Raw genomic sequence first — 21178 nt, 5'->3', positions numbered from 1 at the left:
ATTATCTATGAACCATGACACTACACAATCAAATTGGCGAACAGTTGCTAGTTATTTAGAATCGCAAGATTACGTTTCAATAGTAAAAGGTCTAATAAGTCATTTCACAGCAATTGAAAATGAAGAAATATTGGATAAAATCTATGATGATTTTATGAATGATGACTCTATAACCACGGTACTTAATAATGATTTACAAACAATTATTAACCATTACCTATCAAAATGAAAACTATTTTCTAATAAAACTAGAGCATCCTTCACTTTGCGGTGAGGGATGCTTTTTATTACTATTTTTTTCTATTTTCAATCTCTGATAATATAGAAGTAGAGAATTTTAACTTTTTTGTCTATTAAAGGAGATATACATAATGAAAGAACACAAAAGACACCAGCAAACATCAATTAATGTTCAAAAACAAGCAAACCTTATTTGGAACGTTGCAGACATTTTAAGAGGATTGTATAAACCTCATGAGTATGGGAAGGTCATCTTACCAATGACAGTCATTAAACGTCTTCATGATACGTTACTAAAAACGCGAGACGAAGTTCTTAAAACCGCAGAAAATACTCAATCAATAAATAACGTGATACGAGAACGCCTTTTGAAGAACGCTTCAGGGTATTCATTTTATAATACAAGCTTATATACTTTTGAAACATTACTCGCAGACCCAGCAAATATTGAATCAAACTTTAGAGCTTATCTCAATGGTTTCTCTGAAAACATGCAAGATATTCTCGATAACTTTAAGTTCGACGTTGAAATTACAACAATGGCAGATAATGACGCGCTATTTTATGTGATTCAAGAATTTAACAAAGCAGATGCATATCTAGGTCCAGACAAGATGACAAGCACAGATATGGGATACGTGTTCGAGGAACTTGTACGAAAATTTTCGGAAAGCTATAACGAGGAAGCAGGTGCACACTTCACGAGTCGAGATATCATTTATCTCATGACTGATTTATTGCTTATCGAAGATAAAGATACTTTGTTTAAAGAACATGTATTCAAAACTGTTTACGACCAAACAATGGGAACTTCTCAAATGCTCTCAGCAATGACAGAACGTATTCACGATATGAATGATACTGCAGAGGTAGCCACATTTGGTCAAGAGCTAAACCCCGAAACTTATGCGATTGCGAAAGCAGATACAATGATTCGTGGTGGAGAGCCTGAAAACATGACGCTTGGAAGTACATTAACGAGCGACCAGTTTGAAGGATTTATGTTTGATTACTGTATCTCCAACCCACCATTTGGTGTCGATTGGAAAAAGGATCAAAAAGCAGTGAAAGCAGAGCACGAACTCGGCGAACTCGGTCGTTTTGGCGTTGGATTACCTCGAGTTAGTGACGGACAGTTACTATTTCAACTCAATGGTATTTCAAAGCTAAAGGAAACAGGACGCATGGCAATTATTCACAACGGTTCTGCCTTGTTTTCTGGAAATCCTGGTGGAGGCGAGAGTTTAATTCGTCAGTACGTTATTGAGAATGATTGGTTAGAGGGCATAATCCAACTCCCTAACGACTTATTCTACAATACAGGAATTTCAACATATATTTGGATTATTACTAAAGATAAGTCTCCAGAACGTCAAGGAAAAGTACAACTCGTTGATGCATCTAATATGTATGAAAAACGTCGTAAGAATATTGGTGAAAAACGCGTAGATATTTCGGAAGAATGTCGTGATATAATTGTCAAAGCTTACGGAGAGTTTACTAATGATGAATACTACTTAGATGAACGCGTTGTTGAATCGAAAATCTTTAATAATGAAGAATTTAGTTTTACAAGAGTGACGGTCGAAAGTCCGTTGAAAGATGAAAATGGAGAAATCGAGCGTAAAAAGAACGGTGACCCAAAAACTGATGCGAAATTACGTGATACAGAAGACATTCCTTTAAAAGAAGATATAAATGCGTATTTTGAGAGGGAAGTATTACCATTCAATCCAGATGCTTGGATGGATCGCTCAAAAGACAATATTGGCTATGAAATTCCCTTCACGCGACTTTTCTATAAGTACACACCACCAGAACCATCAGAAGTCATTGCGGAACGGATAAAAAAATCAGAGGAATCCATTGTTGCGAACTTCCAAGCACTATCAGGAAAGGGGGTGGAGAATATTGACTAAGAAAATGAAAGACAGCGGAATTGAATGGGTTGGAGAGATTCCGGAAGATTGGCTTTTGGTAAAATATAAAAGGTTTGCGAAGTCTGGAATGGGTGTAACTCTATTGAAAAGCGACTTATTAGATAGAGAGACAGCGGATTCAATACCTGTATATAGTGCGACTCAAGGAAATGAGTTTTTTGGATATACAGAAAACAAAAAACTACTATTGGAGTGCGGAGATTTGGTAATCCCTGCTCGCGGAAACTCAATAGGACACATTAAAGTTGTAGATAAAACAGCAACATCTACACAGACAACCATATACAGTAAAGTATTTTCAAATGAAATCAATATAATGTTTCTAAAATATTGCAGTGATGGGTTAAAAGATAATTGGTTTAAATTTGATGATACAGCAATTCCGCAAATAACAGTTAATCAAGTAAATAATAACCCTGTTCCTTATCCTAGTCTAAAAGAACAAGAGAAAATAGTTAAAATATTAAATAAAATCACACAAAAAGTTGATAATATATTAAAACAAACCCAACAATCCATCAAAGAACTAAAGAAATACAAACAATCACTCATCACAGAATCTGTGACAAAAGGTCTCGATCCAAATGTTGAGATGAAAGATAGTGGTGTTGGATGGATTGAAAATATCCCAAAACATTGGAAATTTATAAAAGGTAAATATATTTTTAAAAAATTACAACGTCCTATTAGATGCGATGAAATCGTAACAGCTTTTAGAGATGGACAGGTGATGCAAAGAAGTAAAAGAAGAACTGAAGGTTTTACTAACTCGTTAAAAGAAATTGGTTATCAAGGAGTTGAAAAAGGAGATTTAGTGATACATTCTATGGATGCTTTTGCTGGGGCAATCGGAATCTCTCAAGATAATGGTAAATGTTCTCCAGTGTGCATTGTTTTAAATAGTTTTAATTCTAATATTTATAATCCTTATTTCTCTTATTTAATGAGAGTGTATGCTTATCTAGGTTATATTGAATCAATGGCTAAAGGTATAAGAGTAAGATCATCAGACTTTAAGTATCACACTTTTGCTAATACTTTCTTATTAATACCAAAACTACAAGAACAACAACAAATCGTCCAATATTTAGATAATAAAATTTCTATTATCGATAGACTCATTGAAGATAAAACAAAAGTTATTGAAGAGTTAGAGAATTATAAAAAATCATTAATTTATGAATATGTCACAGGTAAGAAAGAAGTATAAGGAGGAGTATCAGTGATTGCAAATAGAGAAATTAACTTTGAACAAGATATAGAAACAAGTCTAGTTCAGTACGGAGGATGGGAATCTGTACGGTTTCAAGATACTCATTACGACGCAAGTGTCGCACTTGACTCAGTAGTATTATTAGAATTTGTAAAAGAAACTCAACCTAAAAATTGGAAACGATATTTTTCTATTTACCGTACAGATGCAGAACAGAAGTTTTTAAAACGCTTAAATGAAGAAATCACAACACACGGAATACTACATATCCTCCGCAAAGGAATCAGAGATCGAGGAGTCTCTTTTAAAGTTGTTTACTTTCAACCTGCATCTTCTTTGAACACAGAAAACATTAAAAAATATAAAGCCAATCGTTTTCAATGTGTGCGTCAATTTCAGTATAGTAACCAACATAGAAACACTATTGATATGGTGCTAATGATTAATGGAATCCCTCTTGTTGCGTTAGAACTTAAAAACCAATACACTGGTCAAAATGTAGAACATGCGAGATTACAATTCGAACAAGATAGAGATCCAAGGGAATTAATTTTTCGATTTAACACTCGTTTTTTAGTCTATTTCGCGGTAGATCACTTTAATGTGTTAATGACAACAAAACTCGCAAAAAGTAAAACTTACTTTCTCCCATTTGACCAAGGATCTAACGGACCTGGTCATGTTGGAGGTGCAGGAAACCCACCAAATCCTGATGGATATCCGACTTCTTACTTATGGGAAAGTGTACTCACAAGTCATCAGTTATTGGACATTATTGAGCGGTTTATGAATTTAGAAGAGAAGAAGAAACTACTGATTTTCCCGCGTTATCATCAACTAGATGTTGTGAAAAAATTAATATCAGATACTCAACATCATGGTCCTGGAAAGAATTATCTCATTCAACATTCTGCTGGTTCGGGTAAGTCTAATAGTATTGCTTGGTTGGCATACCATCTCGCTTCCTTGCATAATGATGAGAATCAACCGATCTATTCATCGGTCATTATTGTTACAGACCGTACTGTTTTAGATCGCCAACTTCAAAATACATTAATGAGTTTCGAGCATACCACTGGGCAAGTCGAAACTATTGGAGATAATAAAACTTCTCAAGATTTAAAAAAAGCTATAAATGACCAAAAGAAAATTATTATTACTACATTACAGAAATTCCCAGTAATTTATGATGAAATAGATAATACAGCAGGTAGAAGTTTTGCGATTTTGGTCGATGAAGCGCATTCTTCTCAAACAGGAAGTAGTGCGCAAAAATTAAAACATGCGTTAGCAGACAAAGAAGCTTCTTTAAAGGAATACCAAGAATTTGAAGAAAGCGTTGAAAATCAATCGCTAGATGATCAAGATCAAATTGTTCAAACTCTACTATCTCAAGGTCAACATGATAACTTAAGTTTTTTTGCTTTTACAGCTACACCAAAAGAAAAAACCATTGAAATGTTTGGAACAAAACAAGGAGATGGTTCCTATCATCCATTCCATATTTATAGCATGAGACAAGCCATAGAAGAAGGATTTATTCTAAATGTTTTACAAAATTACATGACATATAGTACTTCCTATAAAATTGCGAAATCGATTGAAGAAGACCCGGAATTGCCAAAGACAGAAGCTGTTCGAGCTATCGCTAAATATCAATCTCTTCATCCTTGGGTTCTTAGACAAAAAGCCGAGATTATGATTGAACAATTTAGATCAGTGACACAAAAAGCAATTCAAGGTAGAGGAAAGGCAATGATTGTGACAGCTTCTCGACTCCACGCCGTACGGTATATGCAAGAATTTAAAAAATACATCAAAGAAAAAGGTTACACAGATATGGATGTGTTAATCGCTTTTTCAGGTACAGTAGAAGATGATGGAATTGAATATACAGAGCCAAAGATGAACTTAACGCATTCTGGAGAACGTATCCAAGAAAATCAACTGAAAGAAGCATTTCATAGTGAAGACTTTAATTTATTAATTGTCGCAGAAAAATACCAAACGGGATTTGACGAACCTTTACTTCATACAATGTTTGTCGATAAGAGATTACGCGGAGTAAAGGCAGTCCAAACATTATCTCGTCTCAATCGTACTATGCCTGGAAAAACAGATACTTTTGTTCTTGATTTTGTAAATACAGAAGAAGAAATATATGAAGCATTTCAACCTTTTTACGAAGCAACTTCTCTAAAAGAAGAAATTAATATTAACTTAATTTATGATACACAGAGTAAACTCCGTAAATTCCACATATACAATGATGATGACATTCAAACAGTCATGAAATTAAATCGTCAAGCAAAACAAAAACAAAATGATCAATTACTTGGTCGATTGAGTAGCGTGTTACGTCCCGGTATTAGTAGATACAATGATCTTCCAGAAGATGTTCAATACGATTTCAGAGTTACACTAAGAAATTTCAACAAATGGTATAATTATATCGCTCAAATTGATCGTACTTTTGACAAAGAGTTACTAGAAGAAAGTATTTTTACTGGTTTTTTATTAAAATTCATTCCTAAAAAACAACGCAATTATATCGATATAGAAGACAAAGTAAAGTTAGAATACTATAAATTGCAAGAAGATTTCAGAGGAAATATAGAACTCGTCAATGAAGATATGGAAAGTGGGCAATTGGCTCACCCTTCAGAAGTGAGTGCAACTGTTAGATCTGAAGAAGAGTACGATTCTTTAAATGAAATTATACACAAAATCAATGAACGTTTCCCAGATGATTTTACTCAAGGCGATAGAGTACTCGTTAAAAATATGCGAGAAACGTTGATAAAAAATACAGATGTGAAACTTGTAAACATGGCTCAAAACAACACCGAAGAAATGTTTGCGAATAGTTTATTCCAACAACAATTCCAAGACTCCTTGATTGATCAATATAATCAAGGAGAAGCTGCATACTCTAAAATGTTTGGCAATGATAAAGATTTTTATGACACTGTTTATCAACTACTAGCAAAAGATTATTACAGATGGCTGCGGTCACAAAAAGCAGATAATTTTGCTTAAATTAATTATTTTTAAACTAACTTAAAGATTGTTCACAGTCTTTAAGTTAGTTTTTGCTAAATTTTTAATTTAGCTATAGTCTCTCACCCCAAATTCACTTTCATACGATATGTTTTTTAATATTTAGTTATTCTAAAATTTCTAAATTCTTATAGGATTTTTAAAAGGTCATATCTACTTGCATGGAGAAGCAAATCACCTACATGCTCTAATTATAATCTACTCAATAAGTGCCTCGCAATTTCATACGTTTCAATAAATTCCTATAACTCCAATTATTTCCCTAACTATTTCAATTGCCATTGTTACTCACTTCTGATTTTCAAATAAATTAAAGGATTCTAATATCTGATTAAATTTTTCAAGAAAAAACCGCATCACTTATGATATGCTTCACCACGCATAATTTTGAAGGCGCGGTAGATTTGCTCGATTAAGACTACTCGCATCATTTGGTGTGGGAAGGTCATTTTGCTGAAGGAGAGTGCGTAGTTGCTGCGGTTTAAGACATCTTGGTGTAGGCCATTTGATCCACCTATGACGTAAACAAAATCGCTTTGTCCTTGGGTCATACGTGTTTGTAATTCTTTGGCTAATCCTTCTGATGACAACATTTTACCTTGTATTTCTAATGTGATGACTGTGGATTGTGGTTTGATTTTGGCGAGTAGTCGTTGGCCTTCTTTTTCTTTTACTTGTTCTATTTCTTTGTCGCTCATATTTTCTGGGGCTTTCTCATCTGGAACTTCTATAATTTCAACTTTGGTATAAGGTCCTAGTCGTTTCTCATATTCTGCTATTGCTTGTTTCCAATATTTTTCTTTTAGTTTTCCTACTGACAGGATTGTAATTTTCATTTTATCCTCCATGTAAATATGTATGATTTATCCAACTTATCCACAAATTATTCACTTGTGCACACTATTCCCTCTTATTATAACAATAATATTTATACTTTCTTAATTATTTTTGAGATTTATACACATTTCCTGTGTAATAACCTGTTATTTTGTGGATAACTCTGTGTATAATGTGGGTATTTTTGTGTGTATTGTACACAATACTGGATAACTATGGACATTTTAGTGGATAACTTTGAGGGTGTCTAAACTCAATAATTATATTTATAACATATATATAACCTACTTTTAAGACTAACTTACGTATTATTTTCCTCATTTTTCATTACTTTTCCACAGAATATTTTCAAAAAAAGAACCTACTTAAGAAAGATACTTAAGTAGGTCAGGTGTCTTACTGTTATTCAATTATAAAGTATAAATTGGTGTAGCTTGAGCTTTATCCGTATCGCAGAGAAGTACTTCTTTCTCAGTATCAATATCATGTTCATTTAACACTTGGCCGACACTCATACGAGCAAGATCCTTCATGTTGTTGTCTTGAGATAAGTGAGATAGGTAAATACGCTTCGTGTTACCTGTGATGACGTCTGTCATAGCGAGACCAGCATCTTCGTTAGACACATGTCCCATATCACTTAAAATTCGTTGTTTCGTCTTCCAAGGATAGCGACACATGCGTAACATATCAACATCGTGATTACTCTCGAACATGAATGCATCGCTACCACGAATCATGCCTTTCATACGGTCTGACACATAGCCTGTGTCCGTCAGTATCGTGAATTTCTTATAGTTATTGTTGAAAATATAGAATTGTGGGTCAATCGCGTCATGTGAGACGTTGAATGACTCGATATCGAATCCTGCGATAGATTTCGTTTCATATGGATTGAAGATGAATTTCTGATCCATTGGGATTCGGCTATCTTTCTTTTCAATGGCTTTCCATGTATTCTCATTTGCATAAATTGGAAGGTTATATTTACGTGCGAGAACTCCAAGTCCTTTGATGTGGTCGATATGTTCATGTGTGACTAGAATGCCGTTTAGATCCTTGATATTTCGATCAATCTGGCTAAATAGCTCTTCCATTTTCTTGCCGGTTAGACCTACGTCTACAAGTAGGCTACCTTTCTCACTTTCTACGTAAGTGGCGTTACCTGTACTACCACTTGCTAATACACTCATACGTATCAAGCGACTTCATCCTTTCTAATATGTACAATCTGTATTTGTTTGAGAATTGTTTGTGCGGTACGGGTGAGACGTGCATTTGGTTCTAGTAGTTCTTAAGTTTTATTTTACTTTTTTGCACGTTAATGTGAGTTATAAATGAGGTTTCGAGGTGTGTTGATTCTAAATATGAATTCTCGAAACGAAACGTTCTCTAAAATTCCTTTATATTATACTATACCAATTTTAAGAGGTGTGTGCCAATTGTCAGTTTATGAATAATTAGTGTCGTGGAATATCATTTTTTGACCGCTTCGTTATAGCATAAAGAAACGACCACTCTGTTTCGGGGAGTGGTCGTTTATGATGAACGTTATTGTACTGAGTGTTGCAGGAATGATAGACGGGCTTCAGTGAGCAGGTTTTTCGGCAGAAACTCTCAAACTCTCGTCAAAACTAAAGAACAGTTTTGCTCGCTTTTCGGTTCTGCTCAAAACCTAAACGCTCACTTTCGCACCTTAATTGACGGGCTTCGAAAAGCAGGTCGTTTGACAATAATACGCATCGCGCTAAAATTTGAGGAACAATTTTCGCTTGATGCTAGTTATTGCTCGCGACCTAAGCGCTTTTCTTAGCACCTTAATTTATAACTTTTGGGTTTTTGGTGGTGGCTTCGACGTAATAGGTTTCTATGTTGTCTTTACCGTGGTGTTTAACTTTAATTTCCCAGTTGGGTTGTAGTAATTGTACGTTGGTTTCTTTGACGACTGAGTAATAGCCTAGGCGTGCGTCGATGACTTGGTCGTTTCGTTTTAGATATCTGTTGAAGTAAAGTGCTTCGACGGCTTTACGTGGGCTAATGACTTGTTTCTTAGTACTATTTGACCCTTCTGCGATATGGATATTATTCATCGCTGTTTGTTTGTAGCTTGTTGCTTTTCCATCATTTAAATTAAAGGTTAAACGGGCTTTATTGTTATTCATAATAGGATAACCTTCAAAGGTTTGTTCGTAAGTGATTTTATCTGAACTTAGATCACTCAATTGATATTGTTTACCGTTATAAATACTATCTGCAATAAAATCTTTAATGTCTTTTAGGTTCTTATCGCTTACTTTCACAGTTTTGTCTATATCGCCTTCTAATGTCTTGTTTTTGTCTGATGTATCTAAGCTTGAATGTTCTTTAGCGTAGCTCGAGAAGTCTTTAGAGCGTGCTGTGATTTGTGCGAGTTTCGTATCTTTAACTTTCTTATTAAGTACGTCTGTAGGGACTTTAATTTCTTCTTGTTGAAAATTAACGTTGTTCCCACTTTCTGCGTCATTAATCTGTGCTTTATTGACTTTATCGATGTATATCATGACGAGTAAGATGTTGACGAGAATAAATACGAAAATGAATAGCGTCTTTGTGCGTTTCCAATTCATTTATTCAAGCCTCCCATCTTTATAGGCGTACCAATTGCCATCGTATTCTACGTACCATTGTGGTGTGAATTCACTATTGCGTTGAACTTCTATATCATCTTTATCTGGTTTGTCATCCATATCATAGCCGACTGCAATGTTGGTTACCTTTTCAAAGTCAATATTATTATTATTGGCAAGTGCTGAACGAACGGATTCGGCTGTAGGTAAGGTCTTAGGTTCTTCACTGTTCAGTTGAACGCTGCTCTTAAGTAATGAGCGTTGGTAATCGAAGACGCCTTTTTTACCCCATGTGACTTGAATTTCATTTAAATTCTGGTTGTTGAATGTAGGGTAACCATTCAAGAAGCGTTGGTAAGTCAGTTTACCTGTCTTATTATCTGTACTGAATAAACGATAATCTTCGTTAAGGAATCCACCATGGCCGTTGATAAATTCAAAGGTACCTGGAATTGTTTCTTCCATATTGCTTGAGCTTTTCGCGTCTTCAGATAGGTTTTTATAATGATACATTTCACTGTTATCGTCATAGTTCGCGACGCCTGTGTTGTTGTTATATGTTGTCGCACCACTTTGAGAGCTTCGTACGATAGTTGAATCTTCAAAGAGAATGGAATTCATTCGTTCGACGTTCATTGTTGAGAAGACCATACGATATGATTTTAAGTCTTTAGGTTTACTTGGCGCGAAGACGTGTGTTGCTTTATCGATAGTGTCTTTATTAGTGATGATTTCAGTATATGGTTGCATATCTGACTTAATACTGTCTAAGGCGCTATCTATATTTTTACCTTGTGCTGATGTTTTTAATTTCACGACTTCGTGACGGTCTTTACTTATCGCATAAAGCACCACGTGATTGTCATTATCTTGGTCTATAAGTAATCGATTGAAGTTAAAGTGGTTGGGTACGTTCGCATCGATGTTCAATACCTGACTTAAGTATGTCGTTAAAGGTAAATCGTATGTGAAATCTAGCACGGTAAAGTCATTACTTAGTTCTGGTATAACAAGGTTATGATCTCTGCGCATATGTGACACAGATTTAACTTCTTGATTCTTCAATGGCTTCGTAATGCTATCAAGTGCATCACCTGTTGAGACCGTTCCTTGTGGTTTATCATCCTTTGAATGAATGATCTGAAATGGTGTAACCGTGCCTTCCATGCTTGCTGTCATAGGTTTACTTAGTGGTTTCGGCTCGTTCTTTTTACTGCTATCTGAGTTAGTAACATTATTGAGGTCTGGTGTATAGTTCCAGACCAAGTATGTCAAAACGATACTGATGAGTACGAGAAGACCTAGGATAATTGATTTAATATGTTCTTTACTATTCATCCCAATCACCGTCTTCAATGATTTCACAAGGAAGTGTGATGAAGATAGACGTACCTTGACCTTCTACGCTGTTTGCCCAGATGCGTCCATTGTGCGCTTCTACAATTTCTTTGGAAATTGCGAGACCGAGTCCTGTACCACCCATCTTACGTGTACGTGCTTTATCAACACGGTAGAATCTATCGAATATTTTATCTACTTTATTGATTGGAATTCCAATACCATTATCTTTTATACGAATGGTCATTCTATTGTAAAGTGCATTTTGTTTCACATGAAACTCAACTCGTTTATCACCACGTGAATATTTCATTGCGTTAGTGATAACGTTGTCGAATACTTGTGTCATCTTATCTGGATCGATTTCTGTGAATATTGTTTGTTGTGGGATTTCTCTTACGAATGTTGTATCTTTCGCTGCCATTTCATGTCGATTAATAATTTTATTAATGTACATGTTGAAGTCAACGATTTCTTTAGTAATTTGGTCTGACTCGTTGTCCATTTTGGATAATTGGAGTAAGTCGTTAACGAGTCGTATCATACGTTCTGTTTCTTCACGTGTAACGGATAAGAATTGTGGTGCAAGGCTTTCATCTTGCCAAGCGCCTTCTTCGAGTGCTTCGATATAGCTGTTCATTGATGTGAGTGGCGTACGTAGTTCGTGTGAAACGTTTGCTACGAATTCGCGACGTTCACGTTCAACTTGTTGTTGTTCTGTTACATCATGTAACACGGCAATGTAACCTGTGACGAATCCTGTTTCTTGCACGATGGTACTAAAGTTGACACGTGCAATAATGCCCTCTTCTTCGTTAATATCTAATAAGAAGGAATCATTATTTTCTTGAATTTCGTCTAGTGAGAATTCATTTTCAAGGTTAAGAAGACCGAGCATGTAATAGCCGATAACGTCTTCTTTCGCGAGACCGAGCATCTTAAGCGCCATATCATTCGCAATACGCACGCGTCCACGGCGATCTGTCGCGAGGATACCATCACTCATATGTGTGATAACTGAATCTAGACGGCGTTTCTCACTTTCGGTGTTAGCCTGCGCCTCTTGCACACGTTTAGATAGGTTGTTGAAAGCAAGTGCGAGCTCACCGATTTCGTCGTTACCATAAATCTTCACACGTTGAGTATAGTTACCCTTAGACATCTCAACAGTCTGGTTACGCATATCGGTAATTGGTTTGGTAATCGTTCGGGCGATAAAGAAACCGAGGATTACTGTGATGAATAATGATATAGCTGTACCGACGATAAAGATTTGGTTAATGTTATTGAGTTGGTTATATACGTCGTTGATTTTCGATTCTATGTAAATATCACCGATAGTTTGTTTGTCGACTTTAACTGGTATGTTATAAACCCAGACACGTTCCTTACCACTACCATAGTCTTTAAGGACCATGTGGTTGTTGGTTTCACCGAGAGAAAGTGCCTTTTGGACGGAACCGTCATTCGCTTTTTGATTAATTAGACTACGGTTAGACTGCTTTGTCGTAGCCATAATAATTTGGTCTTTATCAACGAAGCGAATTTCTCCGATTTCTTGACGGTTGGCATATTCACTCAAAAGGTTTTGGATATCCTTTTGAGCGTTTACCGTACCTTTGTCATTATCGTTATAAACTTTTTCTATATTAACATCTAACTGCTTCGCATATTGCGTTATGTTCTTTTTAAAATTATCTAGTAATTCTTTTTCTAAACTATTAGTAAAATACAAACCGATGATTTGCATACCAATAATAATCAGTAATACATAAACAATAACGAGTTTAGTGTGAAGGGATTGTAATTGTTTAAGCCACTTCATAGGATGTTGCCTCTAATCATGTTGTTGGAGGAAGTATCCAACGCCTCTACGTGTCACAATGTATTCTGGGTGCGATGGATCGTCTTCAATTTTTTCGCGTAAACGACGAATCGTTACGTCAACTGTACGTACGTCACCGAAATAATCATAACCCCACACTGTTTGTAATAAATGTTCACGTGTCATTACTTGACCCATATGTTTAGAAAGGTAGTGGAATAATTCAAATTCACGATGTGTTAATTCGATATCTTCACCACGTTTTTTAATTGAGTAAGCGTCTGGGTAGATGACGATATCTTTGATTGTTATTTCATTTGTAGCGCCACTCACTTCTTGAGCTGGTTGTGAATAAGGGCGACGTAAGTTTGCTTTCACACGTGCGATAAGTTCACGCGTGCTGAAAGGTTTTGTTACATAGTCGTCTGCACCAAGTTCAAGTCCTAATACTTTATCAATTTCTGAGTCTTTCGCTGTTAACATGATGATTGGCATTTCGAATTTTTTACGTACTTCGCGACATACTTCCATGCCATCTCTGCCTGGTAACATGATGTCTAAGAGTACGATATCTGGTTCTTCTTCATAGATTAAATCTACTGCATCGTTACCATCGTAAGCGCAGAATACTTCGTATCCCTCTTTCTTCAAATTAAATTCTAAAATATCAGCAATTGGTTTTTCATCGTCGACAACAACAACTTTTCTAGCCATATATTTTAACCTCTTTTCTCAAAGTGTAATTCTTCCGTTCGTTTAATTATGTGAAGGCTATATTTTTCTCTATTATACCTTGTGAAAGGTGATGTATGTAATATATATAGCGCATAGTTACCTAATATATAATTTACCATTTATGAACGGGTAATTCTATTTTTGTATTAAAAATTATAGAATAATATTATTTATAATTTTACCATTGAAATACTGTATTACAAAATATGTTGAACAGTTGCAAATAGCTCAAATTATCTATATATCAGTGTTTTCATTATTTTGTAATATAAATATTTGGTGTAAAACGTATGCTTATGCGATTCTCCCTTTTGAAAATGTAAACAAATAGCGTAAATGTTAAGTTTTTATTGCAACGTCATGGATATTGTAAAGTGAGCGTTATGTCTGGGTGAGGATAGAGTTATTACTTTATATGAGTGGATGGATTGTAACAGGAATAAAACGGATATGAAGGTATAAAAAATGCCTACCCTATTGGGTAGGCAATACGGTCCCGACGGGAATCGAACCCGCGATCTCCTGCGTGACAGGCAGGCGTGTTAACCGCTACACTACGGGACCTATCATGGTGACTCCTACGGGACTCGAACCCGTGTTACCGCCGTGAAAGGGCGGTGTCTTAACCGCTTGACCAAGGAGCCGTTCTTAAGCACAAAATAGATTATAGCATAGCTCATCTTTTCATGACAAGCTATTTTTTACATAAATTTAACAATATTTTTTAAGGGTTAATAAATGAGAAATATTGCTATAAAAGTGTTGATGGCGCCGTTTAAAACGGGATTGCATATCGCGTATTCAACTACTTTCTTCTATATAAATAAAGTAAGACCGACTCGTTGTAATGAAACAAGTCGGTCTTCTTTGAAGCTGGGATATCATTAATGATCTCAGCTTTCTTTTACACCTTTGTTTTACCATAATTGTTCTAATAGGTTTGTTTGTTCACGGTCTGGGCCTACAGAGAAGATTGAAATGTGTACGCCACATAATTCTGAAATACGCTCTAAGTATTTGCGTGCATTTTCAGGGAGTTCTTCTAAACTGCGGCAGCCTGTGATATCTTCTGTCCAACCTGGAAGTTCTTCGAAGATTGGTTTACAACGTCTTAATTGATCTAAGTTAGCTGGGTATTCAGTGATTTCTTCGCCATCTAACTCATATGCTGTACAAATCTTAACTGTATCTAAACCTGTTAAAACGTCGATAGAGTTGATTGAAAGGTCTGTAATACCACTTACGCGACGTGAATGACGTAGTACTACTGAGTCGAACCAACCTACACGGCGTGGACGTCCTGTTGTTGTACCATATTCACGACCTACTTCTCTAATGTGATGGCCGTCTTCATCGAATAATTCTGTAGGGAATGGACCGTCACCTACACGTGACGTATAAGATTTACATACACCGATGACTTTAGAAACTGATGTAGGACCTACACCTGTACCTACTGTGACATTACCAGCAACTGGGTTACTTGACGTAACGAATGGGTAAGTACCGTGATCGATGTCTAACATGACACCTTGGGCACCTTCGAATAATACTTTGTCGTCTGCAACGTTAGCATCATCTAAGATTTTAGCTGTGTCAGTGACATATTCTTTTAAGCGTTGACCTGCTGCATAGTACTCGTCAAAGATTTCATCAAACGTAGGGCATGTTTCGTTGAACATTCCTTTGAAATAAGCATTTTTATATTCAATGTTTTCTTTAAGACGACGTTCGAATGTTTCTTTCTCTAATAAGTCTGCTACTCGAATACCGATACGTTGTGCTTTATCTACGTATGCTGGGCCGATACCTTTTTTAGTTGTACCGATTTTATTATCTCCACGACGACGTTCTTCATATTCGTCTTGAGCTAGGTGATAAGGTAAGATGACTTGTGCACGGTTAGAGATACGTAAGTTGTTAGTTGAAATACCACGTTCATTTAAACCGTCTAATTCTTTCAATAATGCTACTGGATCTACAACTACACCGTTACCGATAACTGCTAATTTATCTTTATAAAAGATACCTGATGGTACCAAATGTAATTTGTAAGTTTCTCCACCAAATTGAATTGTGTGTCCTGCATTATTACCACCTGAGAATCTAGCGATAACATCTGCTTGTTCTGCTAAGAAATCTGTGATTTTACCTTTACCTTCGTCTCCCCATTGTGTCCCAACTACTACGATTGATGACATAAGAGCACCTCCAAGTTTTTCTCGTTTAACCATTAGATATTCTACCAATATGCCTATGAGATTGCAAATAAAAATCGAACATTAAATTTGTTTAAGTTGTTTGCAATTGATTCATCTTGTTTTTACTTTTTATACAGTTTCATCGTTGTGTTATCAGTGCTTTTGAATTCATTTTCCGGAAAATGATATACATACTTCAAGTGATTGCAAAGAATGAAAACAAAATAAAAACCGTACAATAAAACTAAAAATAAGTTTATTGTACGGAAAAATAAATTTTATGTCATTTCTGCATGAGCATAATCAATGTCTGTAAATTTATTATATTGTTTCATAAAATGAAGTTTCACAGTTCCTGTTGGGCCGTTACGTTGTTTAGCAATTATGATTTCAATTTCACCGTTATCATCATTCGTTTGTGGCTCAAAGCCTGCATCATCGTCATCATCTTCATCCTCGCCACGATTGTAGTAATCATCACGGTATAAGAAAGCAACGATATCAGCGTCTTGCTCGATAGACCCAGATTCACGAATATCACTCATCATTGGACGTTTATCCTGACGTTGTTCAACACCACGTGAAAGCTGACTCAGTGCGATAACTGGGCATTCTAGTTCACGGGCAATGGCTTTAAGTGTACGTGAGATTTCTGATACTTCTTGTTGACGGTTGTCTGAGAATCGAGAACCGCTACCTTGAATTAATTGTAGATAGTCAATCACTATCATATCTAAGCCGTGTTCTTGTTTAAGACGGCGACATTTAGATCGTAAGTCATTAATACGAATACCTGGTGTATCATCGATAAAAATCTTAGTTTTTGATAATTTACCAACTGCAATCGTAAAACGACTCCAGTCTTCTTCTGTCATCGTACCAGTTCTTAAGCGGTTTGAATCTACGTTACCTGAACTACAAATCATACGCGTTGCTAACTGGTCTGCACCCATCTCAAGCGAGAATATGCCTACTGTAAACATATCTTCATGTGTCGCAACTTTTTGGGCAATATTAAGAGCGAAGGCAGTCTTACCCACGGAAGGACGAGCCGCTAAGATGATTAAATCATTACGGTTAAACCCAGCAGTCATTTGGTCGAGATCTCGATAACCTGTTGGAATACCAGGCGTTTGACCACTATTTTGGTCGAGTTCTTCGGCAGTCTCATACACTTGTCCTAAGACATCTCTAATATCTTTAAACCCGTCACTTTCTCTTGTAGAAGAAAGTTCAAGGATACGTCTTTCGGCATCACTTAGGATTGTATCTAGTTCTAATTCATCATTATAGCCATCATTTGCAATACTATCTGCCGTTTGAATTAACTTACGTTTTAACGCGTGTTTAAAGACGATATCTGTATAATATTGAACGTTTCGCGTTGTTGGAACGTTAGTCGATAGCTCTGCGAGATATTGAGGGCCACCCGCTTCACTTAAGCTTCCATCACTAGATAGTTGATCCATAAGTGTGACAACGTCGATTTCTTTGTTATCTTCATTAAGATGCATCATTGCTCGGAAGATATGTTGATGGGCGCCTCTATAAAACGACTCAGGAAGGAGGACTTCCTGAGTTGTATTAATCAATTCTGGATCTATAATAATGGCACCTAAGACAGATTGTTCAGCTTCATTGCTATGCGGCATTTGATTTTGCTCATACATTCCATCCATTGTTTGCTTTACACCTCTTATTTCAATCCATCTTTGTTATTTTCGAAATTACTGTTCTACTGTGTGTACTCTAATTGTACCTTCAACTTCTTTATCTAATTTAACTGGCACATTTGTATAACCTAACGCGTGGATACCATGTGGTAAGTCCATTTTGCGTTTATCAATTTTAATATCATGTTGTTTATTTAATGCTTCGGCAATTTGTTTAGTACTGATTGAACCAAACAATTTACCGCCTTCACCTGTTTTAGCTGATACTTCAACTTCGATGTTTTCTAATTTTTCTTTAAGTGCTTTCGCATCATCAATTTCTTGTTGTCTGTCTGCTTCAGCACGTTTATTTTGTTGTTCTAATTGTTTTAAGTTACCAGGAGTTGCTTCTACAGCATAGTTGTTTTTAAGTAAGAAGTTGTTTGCGTAACCTACTGGTACGTCTTTTACTTCGCCTTTTTTACCTTTACCTTTAACATCTTGTTTGAAAATTACTTTCATGCATCTTCACTCCTACTCATTTGTTCTGTAATTGCTTGCTGTAATTGTTCTATAGCATCTTCTATAGTGACACCTTTAATTTGTGTGGCAGCATTTGTAAGGTGTCCACCACCACCTAATGCTTCCATCGTTAATTGAACGTTGATAGAACCTAGTGAACGTGCAGAGATACCGATGAGGTTATCTTCACGTTTAGCCACAACATAAGATGCCTCGATACCTTCTAAACTTAACAACTCGTCGGCTGCTTGTGCAACCGTAACAGGATGGTAGATTTTATCATTTGAACCATGAGCGATTGCTACGCCATGATCTTGTAATTGAACCGTTCTAATAAGTTCTGAACGATTAATATAAGTATCTACATCATCTTTTAAGAAGTGTTGCGTTAAGATTGTATCTGCACCATGCGCACGTAAATAACTTGCAGCATCAAATGTTCTTGAACCTGTTCTTAATGTGAAGTTTCTAGTATCTACTATAATACCTGCATACATGACTGTTGATTCTAAACGTGTCAATCTTTGTTCAGTTGGTTGATATTCTAATAATTCAGTAACAAGCTCTGCAGTTGAACTTGCATATGGCTCCATATATACCAATAGTGGGTTTGAAATAAAGCTTTCGCCACGTCTGTGGTGGTCAATAACGACTTTACGGTTTGCTTTATTTAAGACATTTTCATCTAAGACCATTTCAGGCTTGTGCGTATCCACGACAACGACTGTCGTCTTAGACGTCATCATATCCCAAGCTTCATCTGAAGTGACAAAGCGTTCTTTCAATTCTGGTTTCTTATCAATTTCGTCCATGACACGACGTAAAGTCGGATCAATATCTGAATCATTGAGAACAACAAAGGCTTCTAAATTATTCATTAATGCAAAACGTGAGACACCAATTGCTGCACCAATTGCATCTAAATCAGGGCGTTTATGTCCCATAATAATTACCTTGTCGCCTTCAGTTAATATATCTTTAAGTGCGTGAGAAATTACTCGGGCACGTACACGCGTACGTTTCTCCATAGGGTCAGTCTTACCACCGTAGAAGCGAACGTTACCATTCATATTTTTAATGGCTACTTGGTCGCCTCCTCGACCGAGTGCTAAGTCTAAACCAGATTGAGATAAATCCCCTAGGTCAATAAGGTTCTCTGTACCTTCACCGACACCGATACTTAAAGTGAGTTGTGCACGGTAACCGACACTTTTCTCTCTCAACTGACTTAAAATTTCAAAGTTTGAATCTTCAAGTTCTGCTAATATCTTTTGGTTAAGATATGCAACGAATTGATCAGAATTATAACGTTTGAAATAAATATTGTATTCTTGTGCCCATCTGCTAATGACACGTGTAACCATTGAGTTGATTTCTGAACGTTGTGTATCGTTCATATTCTGCGTAATCTCGTCATAGTTGTCTAAGAACAACGTTGCGATAATTGGCTTTGAATCTTCATACAACTCGTTGGTATGTACGCTTTCTGTGATATCAAAGAAATATAAACAATGTTCATTCTCTGAATATCGCACATGGTAATGATAATTGTTATGTTCAATTTCTACTTCTTGTACTTTTTCTAATTGTTTCAATATGTTAGGAAAGACTTCGTTTACATTTTCAGAAATCACATTAGTTTCAACGTGTTCTGTCATGAATTGGTTCATCCATTCAATGTGGTTATCTTCATCTAACACAATCATCCCAATCGGCAAATGTTTGATTGCTTTATTGCTACTTGCCGAGATGTGACCACTTAAATCATCCACATAATTATCCATTTTAAGAAAAGCTTGTCTCAATAACACGCCACTAATAATAATCATCACGACGAGGATTGCTGCAGCAATGCCAGCGACGATTTGGTTGAAAATAAACCATACGATGACTAATGCAATGGCTGTAAGTACCATGAGTATAAAAGGTATGAGCAATGCTTTTTTAGTGGATTGACGGTTCATTCTTCCACCTCTAATCACTTAGTTAATAATCATTTTTTAATAATTCGTTTTAAATTAATACATAAATCAATAACTCCAAGTAAACCAACGATATGTGTCATCGGTGTAAGTAGTGTCCCCACCACCATTAATAAAATCGTTACAGCATTCGGCCATCTCTTAGCTTTACCGAAGAAATGTATAACGCTTAAACCTTGGATATACATCACTAATGATAACACAACCTCAAAGTTCAAGACGATACTTTGGAATATACTTGGTTGGTTCGCAAACATTACACAAATAAGAACTATAAGATAAATCCATAATAGTACACGATTCATTTGCCATGCGAATAATGGCTTAAAGATCGGAGTTGCGACCTTAAACTTACGTAAGATAGGAAATGTAATAATCAGATTAATTAAGATTAAAAGGAAAATGACTATAATAAGATAACTAGGGAGTTGGACCGTTGATTGTCGGAAACCTTCCTCAAGAATCTGTCTATAGTTAGAATTTAATCCACTTGTTAAGATGGCATCATACATCGCATCTTTAAATGGCTTAATTAATACGGCTGCTTTTGGAATTTTTTCGAATGTTTGTAATAACATGAATCCAATCAATGTTATTAAACTCAATGAAACCGTTGAAACATAAAGAATTCTTTCTTTTGAAGTTCTTTCCTTAAGTAATTGACCGATGATAAAACTTAAAATTAAGATAAGTACCATCATACTTAAGACAAATGTATTACCTAATAACGTTGTCAGAATCACTGTTACTAAAGCGCTAATTCCAAATGATTGTACAGAGCGGTTCCATAGCACGATGCCAGGAATCGTTGCAAATAAACATAAAATTAAGCCGAGAATAGGTAATACATGTGTTACTAAAGCGACTATCAGTAATGAAATAGTTGCAATAATAGTTGCTTTAGGTTGTATTTTTGAAAACACACACGCCACTCCCATACTTTTTGACTATAACTTCTATTTTAACCTCTTTGCCAAAAATTAACAATAAAGCGCTACTTTTAATGACTTCGTCATTAATTAGTAGC

Annotated in this window: 15 protein-coding genes and 2 tRNA genes; 4 read left to right on the top strand and 13 right to left on the bottom strand. The window is 35.9% G+C overall.

Annotation, left to right across the window (positions count from 1 at the left end; all coding sequences use genetic code 11):
• The first annotated feature begins 7 nt into the window (after positions 1-7).
• The 4 genes from HMPREF3154_RS03445 (at position 8) to HMPREF3154_RS03430 (ending at position 6432) form a co-directional block, all read left to right on the top strand.
• A complete protein-coding gene (locus HMPREF3154_RS03445) occupies positions 8-229 on the top strand; it encodes a hypothetical protein (protein WP_058649868.1) in 222 nt (73 codons plus the stop codon).
• Between the two features lie 142 nt (positions 230-371).
• On the top strand, positions 372-2159 hold the full coding sequence (locus HMPREF3154_RS03440; RefSeq protein ID WP_058649867.1) for a type I restriction-modification system subunit M: 1788 nt from the start codon (positions 372-374) through the stop codon (positions 2157-2159).
• Complete coding sequence (locus HMPREF3154_RS03435) at positions 2152-3390, top strand: restriction endonuclease subunit S (RefSeq protein WP_228279883.1); 1239 nt, start codon at positions 2152-2154, stop codon at positions 3388-3390. Before HMPREF3154_RS03440 ends, HMPREF3154_RS03435 begins: the two co-directional genes overlap by 8 nt.
• A gap of 12 nt (positions 3391-3402) precedes the next feature.
• Positions 3403-6432 (top strand): type I restriction endonuclease subunit R, encoded by a 3030-nt coding sequence (locus HMPREF3154_RS03430; protein ID WP_058649866.1) that lies wholly within the window; start codon positions 3403-3405, stop codon positions 6430-6432.
• Positions 6433-6809: 377 nt separating this feature from the next.
• On the opposite strand, the gene rlmH is transcribed toward HMPREF3154_RS03430, so the two are convergent.
• The 13 genes from rlmH to HMPREF3154_RS03365 all read right to left on the bottom strand — a co-directional run bounded on the left by rlmH (position 6810) and on the right by HMPREF3154_RS03365 (position 21089).
• A complete protein-coding gene (gene rlmH / locus HMPREF3154_RS03425; RefSeq protein WP_030065546.1) occupies positions 6810-7289 on the bottom strand; it encodes a 23S rRNA (pseudouridine(1915)-N(3))-methyltransferase RlmH in 480 nt (159 codons plus the stop codon).
• A gap of 411 nt (positions 7290-7700) precedes the next feature.
• Positions 7701-8483 carry an MBL fold metallo-hydrolase gene (locus HMPREF3154_RS03420; RefSeq protein ID WP_030065548.1) on the bottom strand — a complete coding sequence of 261 codons (783 nt, stop codon included), beginning with the start codon at positions 8481-8483 and terminating at the stop codon, positions 7701-7703.
• A 624-nt stretch (positions 8484-9107) separates the two neighbouring features.
• On the bottom strand, positions 9108-9896 hold the full coding sequence (locus HMPREF3154_RS03415; RefSeq protein ID WP_030065550.1) for a two-component system regulatory protein YycI: 789 nt from the start codon (positions 9894-9896) through the stop codon (positions 9108-9110).
• Entirely contained in the window at positions 9897-11234 is a 1338-nt protein-coding gene (gene yycH, locus HMPREF3154_RS03410; protein WP_002434631.1) for a two-component system activity regulator YycH, read from the bottom strand.
• Entirely contained in the window at positions 11227-13059 is a 1833-nt protein-coding gene (walK, locus tag HMPREF3154_RS03405; protein ID WP_002434451.1) for a cell wall metabolism sensor histidine kinase WalK, read from the bottom strand. The genes yycH and walK overlap by 8 nt, the downstream gene beginning before the upstream one ends.
• A gap of 12 nt (positions 13060-13071) precedes the next feature.
• Positions 13072-13773 (bottom strand): response regulator YycF, encoded by a 702-nt coding sequence (gene yycF / locus HMPREF3154_RS03400; protein ID WP_070474356.1) that lies wholly within the window; start codon positions 13771-13773, stop codon positions 13072-13074.
• A gap of 512 nt (positions 13774-14285) precedes the next feature.
• Positions 14286-14358 (bottom strand) — tRNA-Asp (locus tag HMPREF3154_RS03395).
• 5 nt (positions 14359-14363) lie between these two features.
• Positions 14364-14438: transfer RNA gene (locus HMPREF3154_RS03390), tRNA-Glu, on the bottom strand.
• A 273-nt stretch (positions 14439-14711) separates the two neighbouring features.
• The gene (locus tag HMPREF3154_RS03385; protein ID WP_002434422.1) at positions 14712-15995 is read right to left on the bottom strand and encodes an adenylosuccinate synthase; all 1284 of its coding nucleotides are present in this window, start codon (positions 15993-15995) and stop codon (positions 14712-14714) included.
• Between the two features lie 278 nt (positions 15996-16273).
• Entirely contained in the window at positions 16274-17674 is a 1401-nt protein-coding gene (gene dnaB, locus HMPREF3154_RS03380) for a replicative DNA helicase (RefSeq protein ID WP_002434020.1), read from the bottom strand.
• Between the two features lie 48 nt (positions 17675-17722).
• Positions 17723-18169, bottom strand: coding sequence for a 50S ribosomal protein L9 (gene rplI / locus HMPREF3154_RS03375; protein WP_002434521.1), 447 nt, complete (start codon positions 18167-18169; stop codon positions 17723-17725).
• Complete coding sequence (locus HMPREF3154_RS03370) at positions 18166-20133, bottom strand: DHH family phosphoesterase (RefSeq protein ID WP_023349981.1); 1968 nt, start codon at positions 20131-20133, stop codon at positions 18166-18168. Before HMPREF3154_RS03370 ends, rplI begins: the two co-directional genes overlap by 4 nt.
• Before the next feature lie 29 nt (positions 20134-20162).
• Positions 20163-21089 carry a YybS family protein gene (locus tag HMPREF3154_RS03365; protein WP_030062315.1) on the bottom strand — a complete coding sequence of 309 codons (927 nt, stop codon included), beginning with the start codon at positions 21087-21089 and terminating at the stop codon, positions 20163-20165.
• Positions 21090-21178: the final 89 nt, after the last annotated feature.

It is taken from the genome of Staphylococcus sp. HMSC06C11 (assembly GCF_001808345.1).
GTDB classification, from domain to species: Bacteria; Bacillota; Bacilli; order Staphylococcales; family Staphylococcaceae; genus Staphylococcus; species Staphylococcus capitis.
The sequence above is the reverse complement of the archived record's forward strand: the minus strand, read 5'-3'. Positions and strand labels throughout refer to the sequence as shown.